Annotated in this window: 14 protein-coding genes; 9 read left to right on the top strand and 5 right to left on the bottom strand. The window is 46.6% G+C overall.

Annotation, left to right across the window (positions count from 1 at the left end):
• Positions 1-35: 35 nt before the first annotated feature.
• Positions 36-1,208: a glutamate 5-kinase gene (gene proB / locus QUA20_RS20060; protein WP_333190819.1), complete on the top strand. Its 1,173-nt coding sequence runs from the start codon at positions 36-38 to the stop codon at positions 1,206-1,208.
• A gap of 4 nt (positions 1,209-1,212) precedes the next feature.
• On the opposite strand, the gene QUA20_RS20055 is transcribed toward proB, so the two are convergent.
• The gene (locus QUA20_RS20055) at positions 1,213-1,968 is read right to left on the bottom strand and encodes a hypothetical protein (protein WP_333190818.1); all 756 of its coding nucleotides are present in this window, start codon (positions 1,966-1,968) and stop codon (positions 1,213-1,215) included.
• Between the two features lie 304 nt (positions 1,969-2,272).
• On the opposite strand from QUA20_RS20055, the gene ndk reads away from it, so the two are divergent.
• Positions 2,273-2,722, top strand: coding sequence for a nucleoside-diphosphate kinase (gene ndk / locus QUA20_RS20050; protein ID WP_333190817.1), 450 nt, complete (start codon positions 2,273-2,275; stop codon positions 2,720-2,722).
• 208 nt (positions 2,723-2,930) lie between these two features.
• Here ndk and QUA20_RS20045 read toward each other — a convergent pair whose 3' ends face one another.
• Positions 2,931-3,677 (bottom strand): creatininase family protein, encoded by a 747-nt coding sequence (locus QUA20_RS20045; RefSeq protein ID WP_333190816.1) that lies wholly within the window; start codon positions 3,675-3,677, stop codon positions 2,931-2,933.
• A gap of 263 nt (positions 3,678-3,940) precedes the next feature.
• Between QUA20_RS20045 and QUA20_RS20040 the strand changes: the two genes are divergently transcribed.
• Together QUA20_RS20040 and QUA20_RS20035 are read left to right on the top strand one after the other, a co-directional pair.
• The gene (locus QUA20_RS20040) at positions 3,941-4,099 is read left to right on the top strand and encodes a hypothetical protein (RefSeq protein WP_333190815.1); all 159 of its coding nucleotides are present in this window, start codon (positions 3,941-3,943) and stop codon (positions 4,097-4,099) included.
• Positions 4,100-4,209: 110 nt separating this feature from the next.
• A complete protein-coding gene (locus QUA20_RS20035) occupies positions 4,210-4,950 on the top strand; it encodes a response regulator transcription factor (protein WP_333190814.1) in 741 nt (246 codons plus the stop codon).
• A gap of 457 nt (positions 4,951-5,407) precedes the next feature.
• Here QUA20_RS20035 and QUA20_RS20030 read toward each other — a convergent pair whose 3' ends face one another.
• The 3 genes from QUA20_RS20030 to QUA20_RS20020 form a co-directional block, all read right to left on the bottom strand.
• The gene (locus QUA20_RS20030) at positions 5,408-6,163 is read right to left on the bottom strand and encodes a 4'-phosphopantetheinyl transferase superfamily protein (protein WP_333190813.1); all 756 of its coding nucleotides are present in this window, start codon (positions 6,161-6,163) and stop codon (positions 5,408-5,410) included.
• A 92-nt stretch (positions 6,164-6,255) separates the two neighbouring features.
• Positions 6,256-7,569, bottom strand: coding sequence for a dihydroorotase (locus QUA20_RS20025; RefSeq protein ID WP_333190812.1), 1,314 nt, complete (start codon positions 7,567-7,569; stop codon positions 6,256-6,258).
• 217 nt (positions 7,570-7,786) lie between these two features.
• Positions 7,787-9,148, bottom strand: coding sequence for a histidine phosphatase family protein (locus tag QUA20_RS20020; RefSeq protein ID WP_333190811.1), 1,362 nt, complete (start codon positions 9,146-9,148; stop codon positions 7,787-7,789).
• Between the two features lie 241 nt (positions 9,149-9,389).
• Between QUA20_RS20020 and QUA20_RS20015 the strand changes: the two genes are divergently transcribed.
• The 5 genes from QUA20_RS20015 (at position 9,390) to QUA20_RS19995 (ending at position 13,036) form a co-directional block, all read left to right on the top strand.
• A complete protein-coding gene (locus QUA20_RS20015) occupies positions 9,390-10,982 on the top strand; it encodes a type II CAAX endopeptidase family protein (protein WP_333190810.1) in 1,593 nt (530 codons plus the stop codon).
• 352 nt (positions 10,983-11,334) lie between these two features.
• Positions 11,335-11,547, top strand: a complete 213-nt coding sequence (locus QUA20_RS20010; RefSeq protein WP_172188922.1) for a hypothetical protein — start codon at positions 11,335-11,337, stop codon at positions 11,545-11,547.
• 95 nt (positions 11,548-11,642) lie between these two features.
• Positions 11,643-11,990 (top strand): NINE protein, encoded by a 348-nt coding sequence (locus QUA20_RS20005; protein ID WP_333045272.1) that lies wholly within the window; start codon positions 11,643-11,645, stop codon positions 11,988-11,990.
• Between the two features lie 123 nt (positions 11,991-12,113).
• On the top strand, positions 12,114-12,818 hold the full coding sequence (locus QUA20_RS20000) for a helix-hairpin-helix domain-containing protein (protein WP_333190809.1): 705 nt from the start codon (positions 12,114-12,116) through the stop codon (positions 12,816-12,818).
• Positions 12,819-12,844: 26 nt separating this feature from the next.
• Entirely contained in the window at positions 12,845-13,036 is a 192-nt protein-coding gene (locus QUA20_RS19995) for a DUF29 family protein (protein WP_333190808.1), read from the top strand.
• Positions 13,037-13,266 lie beyond the last annotated feature (230 nt).

Raw genomic sequence — 13,266 nt, 5'->3', positions numbered from 1 at the left:
GGCATTGGTAATTAGGAATTGGGAATTGGTAACTAATGGCAACAGACAACAGTCAACAGTCAACAGTCAACAGTCAACAGTCAACAGTCAACAGACAACAGACTAAAACTATTGTTGTTAAAATAGGAACTTCGACGCTGACTCGATCGACTACCGGAAACTTAGCTCTTTCAACTATTGCTGCATTAGTCGAAATTTTAGCCGGTTTGCGGCAGCAAGGTCATCGAGTAGTTTTGGTTTCTTCGGGTGCGGTTGGGGTTGGCTGCGCGCGCTTGGGTTTGACGGAACGCCCGCGAAATATTGCTCTGAAACAGGCTGTGGCGGCTGTGGGCCAAGGGCGGCTGATGCGGGTGTACGATGACTTGTTTACTACTTTGCAACAGCCGATCGCTCAAGTATTGCTCACCAGGGGCGATTTAGTGCAACGTAACGGTTATGTTAACGCTTGCAATACTTTTCAGCAACTGCTGAGGTTGGGCGTGATTCCGATCGTCAATGAAAACGATACAGTAGCCGTAGACGAGCTCAAATTTGGCGATAACGACACGCTTTCAGCGCTAGTAGCGAGTTTGGTAGAAGCAGATTGGTTGTTTGTGCTCACAGATGTCGATCGGCTGTATTCTGCCGATCCGCGCAGCAATCCCGACGCGCAGCCGATCGTCCTAGTCCAAAGTATGGCACAGCTCACAGAATTTCAGGTGCAAACAGGAGATTCCCGCAGTGGTTGGGGAACCGGCGGAATGGTGACAAAAATTGAAGCGGCCAGAATAGCAACTGCATCGGGAGTGCGGACTGTCATCACTGACGGCTGCTTTCCTGGAAATATCGAGAAAATACTTAACGGAGAGTCTATCGGTACTCAATTCGAGCCTCAACCGCGCCCTGTAAACGCTCGCAAACACTGGATAGCTAACGTGCTAATTCCGGCAGGAAAACTATATTTAGATGCGGGCGCTGTCAAGGCAATTTCCAACGCCGGAAAATCGCTTTTAGCTGCGGGTATTGCTCAAGTAGAAGGAGAATTCCAAGCTGATGATTCCGTGCAGTTGTGCGACGCAACGGGCAAGCAAATTGCTAGAGGACTTGTGAATTATAGCAGTTTAGAATTGAGACAAATCCAGGGCTGCAAGTCCGATAAAATTGCTGAAATTTTAGGCTATGCGGGTGTAGAAACGGCGGTGCACCGAGATAATTTAGTGATTGTTTAAACTGCTACATATCGAGACAGTCGATCGCGCAATGAGCGAATGCAGAAATTGAGGATACTTGCAGCACAGTATTGCAAGAATTTGTTTGGCTGTGTCGGAACAGCTCGTTCATCGCTTCTGTAAACACTTCAAATACATTTTTTGCTAATTCTAAAGCTGATTGGCGTTCCGCATTAGTAAGGTTTATTTCTGCTAAAACTTGCAACATCTCTGGCGTGTTTAAAAGGTGATAATTTTCTAAACCCACATCACCTCCTCCAAAATAAACATATTCTTTTTGGGTAATTTGCTGTAATTCCATTACCACTGCTAGCGCCGCCTCAAAAAAAACTGTCGCCGTTCCTTCGAGGACTTCCACTAACACCAGTTTCTGAATGGGAGAGGCTTTCCAAGCGTAGCGTTCGATCACTGAACACAGCGAGCGCGTTTTTTTAGTTTCTTCACCCCAAAGCAGTCTAAAATCACCATAAGTCATTGATTGGTTAAAGCCCAGTTCCTCTAGGTATTCTAGATAATCGTGCCAGTAATAGTTTTGGTTATAAGTATATTTATTAATTAGTTCCTGAACTTTGTTATCACTATAAAAATCTCGGATTACATATTTATTTAAATCGCTCAAGCTCACAGCTAAAGGAGCGAGAATAGGTGCAAAAATTAGTTTTTGTTGCAGGTAAATATTTCTATCGCCTAGAAATGCAAATAAGGGTAAGTGTGCAAATTCTTGCTTTTTTGTTTGAATAAACTCTAGAACTTCTTTCATAGCCTCGCACTCTCACTAAGTTGTTTAAACTGGGGTTCCACACCTGGCTTGATTATCTAGGTATTGTAGGAAATATCTTTGTATTTGATATCATGTTTATTTGTGTTTGTAGTCAGCACAAAGTGTGATTTGCATCATATTGTGTTCCACCACTAAATCTGGGTTGAGAAGCAGGGTACTCTTAACCTACAGTTACTTGTGTGGCAATGAGTATAGATGACAATTTTCGATGGCGAATTGCCTTTGGATGCGTTCTGAGTTACTCTATCTTTTGGATCAGTTAAGAAAATTATAGGAGTTAATCTTGGAACGGACTTTTTTAGCGATTAAGCCCGACGGCGTACAGCGCGGACTCGTCGGCGAAATTATCGGTCGTTTTGAAGCCAAAGGCTTTAAGCTAGTTGGCATGAAGCTAATCACGGCGAGTCGCGAACTTGCCGAACAGCATTATGGCGTACACAAAGAAAGACCCTTTTTTGCGGGACTGGTAGACTTCATTACTTCCGGGCCGATGGTGGCGATGGTGTGGGAAGGCGACGGCGTTGTGGCCTCGGCTAGGAAAATGATTGGCGCAACAAATCCTCTGAATTCAGAACCGGGGACAATTCGCGGCGATTTGGCTGTGAATGTCGGCCGCAATATTATTCACGGTTCTGATGCTGTGGAAACTGCCCGTGATGAAATTAGTCTCTGGTTCAAGGAAGAAGAATTGAGTGCTTGGACACCTTGTTTAACTCCTTGGATTGTGGAGTAGTTTTGATATTCTCCCGATTGATTAATCGGGAGATATAATACTTATCGCCCTCTTCGCCAGATTTCTCGCCCGTTGAGAATTTCTGGTCAAAACTTAAAATTATTCTCAGTTCTATCAACACGACAAATTATCAACAATTAGGAAAAGCGATAGAATTTGAGATTTTTTATGGTTACCAGGATATTCCTGGTAACGAGAAGAAAAAACGTTAATCGGAACTTAAAAACTCCAAATAATTATCAGTCAATTCTTTGACTGCTAATTCGTAAAACTGCTGACCGTGTTCGGGGGTTGCTAAGCCTGGATTTGAACCCATTCTACCGTCGGGAAATCGGCGGCGGAAATCAGCAGCACCGTAAATTTTGTGCCCGGAAGCGACTTCTTCCGAAAGCGGAGCTTGCTTGATTGCTTCTGGATAAAGGTACTGGGTTAAGGCGATTTCGCTGGGGGTGGCGTGGGAGCCTTCTTGGTTTCCGTACAATTCTTTTGCTAATTTGTAGACTGAACCACACATGAACCAGTTGCCGATTTGACACTGGATTCGATCGGCATTCGGTAAATTCAAGTCTGACAAATGCGCGTAAGTCTCGGAAAATGCTGCTTTCATCGTGGCAATGTTGCCGCCGTGACCGTTAATGAAAAAATATTTTACAAATCCGGCTTTGGCCAAAGATGTAATATAATCCCTGATTACGAGTATTAGCGTCTGCGGTCGGAGGGTGATGGTGCCGGGAAAGCTGGTGTGGTGCAAGGCCATGCCTACATTAATTGTCGGGCCGATTAAGGCATTGGCAGCTTCGCCGACACCGCGGGCGATCGCACTCGCTGCAATGGCGTCAGTGCCGATCAAGCCGGTGGGCCCGTGCTGTTCGGTGGAGCCGATCGGGATAATTATGCCTCGGGAGCTATCGAGATAAGCTTCTACCTCGGGCCAGGTACTCAAATGCAGCAACATGATAGGCAGTCTACAGAATTTTTACTTGCTATAGTCGATCGTAGCGGGCACGGGAAAAAAAGGACTCTGGGTCAACTTATTATTGTATTCTTAAAAAAACCTTTACAGTGCGAGCGCAACTTTACATTTATATTACTTAACCTTAATAATTTAACCAATTGATTACCCAAATTTTACCTTTTAATAACCTTTTAAGAGTAGTATAACAAGCATCTCCCTATAGATTGGGTGTTACCTGGTCGATTAACAGCGGGCAATGTTTTATGAAATTAACACCGACCCCTAAAAATGACCAGACTTCTGAGGCCAAGACGCAGGCAGACAGCGCGGCTCCGGCAACTGCTCTACGGTTGTATTCCTTGCACGAGCAAGTAGCAAAGATCGAGCGCGTGTCTGTGGGATGGACTGGAGAAGGATTCTAAGCGATCGAACATATCGCGATCGTACAAGCGATCGCAGCGCGAGAGTGCCTCAGCTACCGAACAAGGCCCCTCTCGCTAGCTACATACAAACATAACTCCCACGGATATTTATGTCTTCTGCTGAATTAAGCGAAAGTCCTTCGAGGTTGGCTGTTGGACAAGCCGGCCGAATCTTGTTATTGGAAGGTGAAGACCTGTTGCGGGAAATGCTAGCTTTAGCCCTTAAAGAACAGGGCTACGAGGTGGTGGTTACTAGCGACGGGCGCAACGCTCTGCCTTCTGTACAGGCTTCTTCTTCATACCACGGTGAATTTGCCTTTAACCTGTTAATTATGGATTCAATTAACGGTTTGGATCTGTGTCGAATGTTACGGCATCAAGGAAATCCCGTCCCTATTTTGATTATCGGTGCTAGAGGAAGTGCCAACAATTGCGCTTTTTACTTAGAAGCCGGATCGGATGATTATCTGACCAAGCCTTTTGGAATGCGGGAGTTTATCGCTCGGTGTAGGGCGCTGATGCGGCGCCAGCGCCTCGGTCAGTTGCCGCAACCCGTGAGCCTGCAATATAAGAGCATAACTCTGTATCCTGAAGAGTGCCGGGTGTTGGTTCGCGGTGTGGAAGTGAAATTTTCTCCAAAACAGTTTCGCTTACTAGAACTATTTATGAGTAATCCGCGGCGAGTTTGGTCTCGCGATCATTTGCTGGAAAAAATTTGGGGTCAAGATTTTATCGGAGACAGTAAAACAGTTGACGTGCACATCCGCTGGCTGCGCGAAAAGTTGGAAATCGATCCGGGCAAACCGGAATATATTATTACGGTACGCGGGTTCGGCTATCGATTTGGTTAATTTTTTAAATGCGTGGTAGGGTGGCAAATTGCAGTCGAATAGACGTAGGGACACAACAATGTTGTGTCCTTATTGGTCTGTGTAGGGCTTGCTGAATAAAAGCATAAGGCTGGCCAGATAAAAGTTTTAATCTTGTTTTGACCTAACAACTGCAAGTTATAGCATAAGCGAGGCTCAAAACCCTTGCACTTTCGTGGTTCGTCGCTGGGTAAATTTGAGAAATAAGCGACGAACCTACTATTTTTAAAGTTGTGTGGCGCGAGCTTTTTCGCTAAGTAGCCACGTTCGCCTAAAAAGAAAAAACCACCTTTGATTGCGGACTCGCGCCACCGTCACCTTTCTACAGCAAGACTTTTAGACCAGGCTCGGCATTCACTCCCGATCGGGCTGGCATTGCGCACCCAGTGCTCTCTAAGCCGATGATGAAGGACTTGCATTCCTGGCTGCAAACCATAACTCAAAACTCCCCTGTCCACTCCCAACAATGAAGTTTCCAGCAATCTCCTGCAACCGCAACAGCCGCCACCATATCTGAACAGGGAATTAATTCAATTAAAGACCATCTTGATGCTTCTTCAGGGTTTTCTTCAACATTTAACAGCGCTGCTGGTTCTCCTGGTGCGAGGCTGACATCAAACTGATTCAGGGGAATAGAAAGTCCTTTACCGACTGCCTTGATATAGGCTTCTTTGCGAGTCCAGCAGGTGAAAAAAGCTTTGGGTTGGAGATGCTCGGGGAGCGCTCGCAGCACAGAGCTTTCTAAAGGTGAAAAAAACTTTTCAGCAATCTCCAGATAAGGAAAGTTGGGATTTATACCTTCAATATCGACACCAATATCTCGATTTTTGGTAACAGCAATTAGAGCCATTCCGCCAGAGTGAGACAAATTGAAACGCAGGGTATTTCCACCTTGGGCGGCGATGAGAGAGGGTTTGCCGTAAGGATTGTAGTCAAAGCGCAAAATGTGAGAATTTATGTTAAGATAGCGGCTCAAAATCGCTCTCAGCGCGCCACGACTTACAATAAATTGCGATCGACCTTTGGGAAACACAAAACGATCGGCTTTTGTCCGCTCGTCGGTAGAGAGAGTCTGTTGTAAACTCTGCAAGCAAGATTCTGTTTGAGCCAGAGAGACGCGCCAAACATGAATTTCGCCCACATCTAATGTCAAGTCGAGCGGTGGGGAATTCCACGAATCAAAAGCAGTAATCATGTATTTATCTTCTCTTATGACTCACCTCATGCAGCATTCCCAGAAACAGGCAAGATGACTTTTATACAACAGATGAAGGGCAATCCCAAATGTTAATAAATCCAGGTTTGTACAACTTTTCCTGCTATTGTTTTTCCCAACCAAGGCGTATTAGCCGATCGCGACTTCAGACTTGGCCCCTCAACAGTCCAACTCATTTCCGGGTCGAACAAAATCAACTCAGCAGAGACTCCCGGCGCAACCGTGGCAGGGGTTTGTCCTAGACAAACGGCAGGGCCTGCGCTCAAAACCCGCCACAGTTCTAAAGCCGAAAATTCGCCTGTTTCTACCAGTCCGTGCCATAGCAAAGGCAAAGCTAATTCCAAGCCGATCGCCCCGGGCGGACTATCAGCAAAAGCCACAGTTTTCTCCTCATAAGTATGCGGGTTGTGGTCGATCGCGATCGCATCAATTACGCCATCTTTCACAGCTTGAATCAGCGCTAATTGGTCGCTGAGATTGCCCAGCGGCGGTTCTAGGCGTAAATTCGGATCGTAGGCGAACAAAGCAGTCAAAGCATTTTTCCCGCCGGAATCTTTAGAGTTTCCTGAAATTGCCCCGACATTCAACAGCAAGTGCATCCAAGTCACACTCGCAGTCACCGGCAAACCCCGCGCCTTCGCATCTCGAATCAATTCCACGCTGCGCGCCGTAGAAACGCGCATAATGTGCACCGGAGTGCCCGCAGATGCCACCAACTCGAGGATTGCCGCCAAAGCCGAAGTTTCCGCACTCGCCGGAATTCCCGGTAAACCCAAGCGCACCGACACCGCACCCTCCCTCACCGCGCCATTTCCTGCCAAAGTTCGATCGCACGGCCACAAAGCCACAGACTTGCCCAAAGGCTTGATATACTCCAGCAAACGCCTCACCAGAGCCGGATTAGACAGCGGTAAACCGTCCGCAAACCCCACTATCGCAGAGGAGGCCAGCTCGCCCAACTCCGCCATCTGCTGCCCTTTAACGCCCGCTGTCAGCGCGCCCCAAAAATACAAGCGGGACCCCCCGGGCGACAAATTGCGGATATGTTGCTGCAACAAAGCTAAACCGGCCAAATTGTCAACAGGTGGCGAGGTATCCGGCAAAATCGCCACTCGCGTAAAACCCCCAGCCGCCGCAGCCTGCATCAAAGATTCCAGGGTTTCCCGATCCTCAAAACCCGGTTCTCCGCTGTGACTGTAGATATCAGTTAACCCCGGCCCCAAAATCAGTCCCCGGCAATCCCGCACTTCCGTGTCAGCGGGAAACTCAGCAATTTTTTCTTCAACTGCTTTGATATTACCTTCAGCAATCAGAATATCAGCGATGCGATCGCTCCCTGAAACTGGATCTAGCACTCGTACATTTTGTAGCAGTTCGCGGCTCATATAGCAGAAGGAAGAAGGAAGTTCGGCAACGGATTATGTAACGGATGTAACGGATGTCAGGAAGAAGGAAGAAGCAATCCACCGCATTAGTTTCAGGAATTAAGAAATTCCTAAGCGTCGGGCGCGGTTGTTATCAAAATTCAAACATTTTTCAGGCGGGCGAAGCGTAGCGGTGGGCGTTCCTTCCGCTACGGGTTCGCGCTGAACACTTTACTAATTACAGTGCTCCTGCGGCTGTTCGGTCAAAAACGCCGCCGCTCAAATGAGTTGTGACATTCATCGCCTGCAATACCGGCAAACCATCGGGGCCGTGGGGATAATCAATCACGCTAACGGCTCCGTTTCCTTGTTTGAATTTCCAGAAATGTTCGGGTTCTAAATTGAACAGGTGGCAGAGAATTGCTTTGTTGATGGCATCGTGAGCAACGACAATCCCAGTACCAGAAACTGATTGTACTATTTCTCGCCAAGATGCGATCGCCCGAGTCCAAACGTGCTGCAAATTCTCTCCTTCGGGCATTTGCACATTTTCAGGAGATGTTTTCCATTCCTCCAGCAAACCCGGATAGGATTGTTCTATTTCTGATTCAAACTTTCCTTCCCAAAGTCCGTGGCTGATTTCCCTCAACTCATCGCGCAGTTCCAGTTGCAAACCGCCGTGATATTTGAGAATAATTTCCGCAGTTTCTTTCGGGCGCAGCATCGAACTGCTGATCGCAAAATCTAATTTTACGTCCTTGAGAAATTCTGCCGCCCGCCGGGATTGTTCGCGGCCGTTATCGTTGAGAGGCACGTCAATTTGCCCCTGAAATTTACCTGCTTTATTCCAGTCTGTTTCGCCGTGACGTACCAGCAACAAGCGCGGGCCTCGGTGTCCGTCCCTCGGTTTGGGAAAAATTTCCCCGGTATGGGAAGTTAAATTGAGCGATTCTAATTGAACTGCAACTTTCTTTTTTGGCTCTCCGAGTTTGTCGTTAGTAACAGGGGAAGTTCCAAAATTAATGACGCTAATTCCGCAATTTGACTGTTGAATTGATTGATAGTAATCCGGGGTAATTTCCGAGGCGGTGGCGATGAGAGCGCGGTTGATTCCGTTGTGACCTATTACTAGAATTGTGCCGTCCTGGTGGCGCGATAAAAGTTCTTGCCAAAAATGACGGGCGTTAGCAAAAATTGCCAATACGGGAAAGTGTTCGATGTCTCCGTCAGCAGATGGCAGTTTCATGGAAAATTTGTCTGGCTGTCTTTGCCACTGCTGATATGCTTCGGGGAATTTGTCGATCGCATCTTGGCGCAGCATTCCTTCCCACAGAGGCAAATCGATTTCCATCAAATTATCAGTTGGCTCGAGTTGTGGCGGATTTGTCAAGCGCGACAGGATGATTTCCGCTGTTTCTTTGGCTCGTTGCAGGGGACTGGTATAGGCGGCATCAAAGGCGATACTGCTGAGTGTGTCGCCTACTTGCAGGGCGGCGCTGCGGCCTGCTTCTGTCAAAATCGATTTATCCAGGCGGCCTTGGATGCGGCGTTCTTGATTGTAGGTGCTTTTGCCGTGACGGACTAAGATAATGCGAGTCATTCGATTTTAGATTTTAGATTTTAGATTTTAGATTTAGCCTGCTACCCCGCTGCGGGTGCGCAGTGCGCACCTTACCCATACATGGCGGGCCAAGGATTTGTGGCGCAAGTCTTGTTGAGGCGAGTCAAAAAGATGAGCCAGTGAAATTTTACCAGTTGTCGGGATACTCTCGTCTGCAACGACCTATGATTAAAGACGGAAAAGATTTAGCCACGGATTCGCGCGGGACGGAAAAGCAGGAATGACATTGAAGCGGGTGATTTTAGGTATTTTAACGGCGATCGCGATCGCCCTGGTCGGTTTATCTTTAGTTGCTAGTTGGAACCAGCCACAAATTCAAAGTCGGCTGGAACTCTACCAGACAAATTTGCTGCTTCACGCCTCCGAGTGGCAAGGAGAAAATAATCAGAGTGCTAATTTAAGTTCGGCGCGCAATAATATTGTCGGTGCAGATCCTTTAAATACGGCTTTGACGCAATATCAAGAAGCGCGAGACTCGACGCGCAAAACTCTCGAAACAACTCAAGCACAATTTAAAGAAATTCAGTCGCCCGTCGCCTCCAAGTCTGATGATAATACTCTGAATTCTGCTCAAACTAAGGTTTTGTCAGAGTCGTTCGAGCAACAGTCAGTGCTGCTAAACGAACTTGACTTGCGCCTGGGAATTTTGCAGGCAAGCAGCGGCAAAACTCAGGCGGCGATCCAAACTTGGAAAAATTTAGTTGAGCGGTACAACACTCAAATTGATTACGACCCTTCGGCGGTAACTGCTAAAGTTTTAACGGGAATTTGGAGCAATCCGGCTCAACTGCTGCCGGATGCCGAGCAAAACATTAAAAAGTCTTTGGATGGCTGGTTTCGCTATCGCGCTCTGGCTCAACTTTACAAGCTGCAAGAACGTTCTAAAGAACTGGTGGCGCTGCAAGCAGCAGAGCAAGCAACGGCTGAGCAAGCTGTAGAAAAATTGGCAATTATAGTTGGCGTTCCGGCGATCGCACTTTGTATTGGTACGGTTTTGCTGGTTGGTTTGACCGTGCAGTGGCTGTTGCAGCGGAAGCAGTTAGATACAGCAGGTTCCGGCCCGCTGTTGGCGCGAAATGCGAGCTTGACTTGGGATGTGCCTTGGGACGGCGAGATTGTTTGGCAGGTGCTGGTTGTCGGCTTTTTCTTTGTCGGGCAAATCTTGATTCCCTATTTGTTGCTGCCGGTTTCTCTGACTGTTTTAAAACTCGATCCAGCTACTTTTGACCCGCGCAACAAGGCTTTTTATATCTTTGCGACTTATTTGTTGCTGTCGGCTGGGGGGCTTTCGGTACTGTATTTTTCGGTCAAGTCTTTTTTGCCTTTGCCGGAAGGTTGGTTTCGGATTAATTGGCGGGGAAATTGGTTTTTGTGGGGTTTTGGCGGCTATTTTGTTGCTTTGCCTTTGGTAGTTTTGGTGTCGCTGATCAATCAGCAATTCTGGCAGGGACAAGGTGGCAGCAATCCGATTTTGCCGATCGTTCTCGAAGGTAGGGACAACGTGGCTTTGGCGGTGTTTTTCGGCACTGCTGCGATCGCCGCTCCGGTTTTTGAGGAAATCGTGTTTCGGGGCTTTCTGCTGCCTTCTCTGACTCGCTATTTGCCTGTTTGGGGGGCGATCGCAGGTTCTGCTTTCTTGTTTGCCGTGGCTCACTTGAATGTGTCAGAGATTCTGCCTTTGGCGACTTTGGGTGCGGTTTTGGGGTTTGTGTACACGCGATCGCGCAATCTCCTCGCTCCTATGCTTCTCCACAGTCTTTGGAACAGCGGTACTCTCCTGAGTCTGTTTCTTTTGGGCGGCGGCGCCACTTAATTCGGGCGGTTGTTAATAATTGTGACTTAACGTTGTTTTTTTGACAGTTTTCGTGAGGGCGATCGACAAGGGCAAAAACAGCAGTAGGGTGCTCGGTGCGCCCCTAATATCTAGTTCGGTAAAATAATCCGAATTCCAGTAGGGGCTGGTTCACCCTCATCTTTAATATCAGCAACAGATCCAGATCGACCCGCCCCGGTCGCTTACTTTAGCGGAAAAACTTGGTTTAACATGGAAGTAATATCTTGTCGGCTGATGATTGAGAGACTGGCCCGGGCGATCGCACCAAGCGGAAGTTGACAATCCTGCCAATTTCTAGCTAAATTTTAATTTAGGATGAGGGTTAAACCCAATGAGCAATTTTAACAGCCGCAAGTTAGAGGGAACGCCGAGTTGGATGCGTTTCGCACCCTACGCAGCCCTAGGCATTTTAATATTTTCTCTCAATTCAGGCAGCGAACTCAATTATTTCTTGAGAGGCTACTTGGTCATTCTAGAGGCTCAAGCCGGTATAGTTCTGCTGTATTTTGCGATGTCTAAGTTTCGCAAAAACCCAAATAAATGAGTAAAAATTAGTAAGATTACTTAGCTCGATCGTTTAAGGTCGATAGTTAAAGGTCGAGCGCGGAAGTTCAAATAAAAAAACTGGGGAAAGTAAAAATGGTAAAAGATAAAACAGTAGCAGTTGTGTTAGCTTTCTTTGTTGGAGGTTTCGGAGTTCACAAATTTTATTTGGGCAATAACTTAGCAGGGGTATTATACTTGCTATTTTCTTGGACATTAATTCCGTCACTGATCGCATTTTTCGATTTTATCGGCCTGCTGCTGATGTCGGAACAAGCTTTTCAGGTACAGTATAATGGCGGTACGCTGCCGTCGGGGTATGCCCTCAGAGCGGCAAAAGATGTAACAGGGGCGATCGGCGAATTAAAAAAACTTTACGATATGGGCGCAATTACGGCAGAAGAATATGAAGAAAAACGCCAAAAATTGCTGCGAGAATTGTAATTAAGAAGGAAGAAGGAAGAAGGAAGAAGGAAGAAGGAAGAAGGAAGAAGGAAGCCCACTATTTAAAAAGTGGGAGTGAAATAAGTAAGTGTGAGATCACAGCTATTTAAGGATAAAATTAAAGTGTCTCAAGATTTATACTGGCTGCGTCAAACTCCAAACTGGGTGTGGTATGCTTTTATTCCCTACTTCGGCGGATTGGCGATCGCCTATGCAGGCCAAAAGTCAAATATTCGCAGTTGGATGGGATGGGGTGTTGCCATTACTTTAGCAGCACTAGCGGTATCTTCTTCAGTTAATTTGGGTACGATCGTGTGGATAGCTCAAATTGTCACTGCTTTTAGTTTAAAAAAGCGCTATCTCATCAAAACCGCACCCAGAGGTTTACTGGTTCCGGCAACTGCAACCAATGCCGAAGAACTGGCAAACGTGCGCGGCAAAATAGATATTAACGAGTGTACCAAAGACGATATGGTCAGAATCTTGGGTTTGCCGATCGTCTACGCCAACGATATTGAATCTTTGCAAAACGAAGGCTACATTTTTACCCACGCCGAAGAGTTATCAGAAATAGCCGGAGTTCCCGAAAGTCACGTCAGACGCATCGCCCCGATGATTTGCTTCAGCTACAATTATCAAAAAGAATTGCAGTTTACTTGGAAACGGTTAAATATTCTTTCGCCGGAAGAGTTAATCGCCAGCGGTTTAGATCGGGTTGTTGCCGAAAAAATAGTTAGAGAAAGGCAGAGAAAAGGCGCTTACAAATCAGTTGTCGAAGTCAAGCGGCGGACGGGACTGCCTTTTGATTCATACCGCCATATTTGTTAATTAGCCGTTGTTAGCACGAACAGGTTATGACAACAAAATTAGAAGTTGACCGACAAAAATTGTATGATACAGATTACCTGAGATCGATTGAAACCACTGTGGAAAAGTTGCGGGGTCGCGACTATTCAAACATCGACTGGGAAAATCTGATTGCAGAAATAGAAGGCATATTGACTTTCTGCCGCCGGTTTGGCCCAGATGAGATGATTCAATGGTAGCATGGAAAAAAAACTCGATCGCCTCCTGGTAATTGACATTCAATGCACCTGCTAGCAAAAATATCCCCCAGCAGGCGGGCCCAGCAAAAATATTAAAAAAGTATTGATCCTCTTGACATTTACACAGAATAATGATATTAAAATGTATTGATGAAACCCGTACTTTTCCCTAGCATCAACTCCAAGACGGGGTAAGTTTTCAAGACGATGCCTTAAATATCAGTAAATAT

The sequence above is a fragment of the Microcoleus sp. Pol7_A1 genome (genome assembly GCF_036701085.1).
Classification (GTDB): Bacteria; Cyanobacteriota; Cyanobacteriia; order Cyanobacteriales; family Microcoleaceae; genus Microcoleus; species Microcoleus asticus.
The sequence above is the reverse complement of the archived record's forward strand: the minus strand, read 5'-3'. Positions and strand labels throughout refer to the sequence as shown.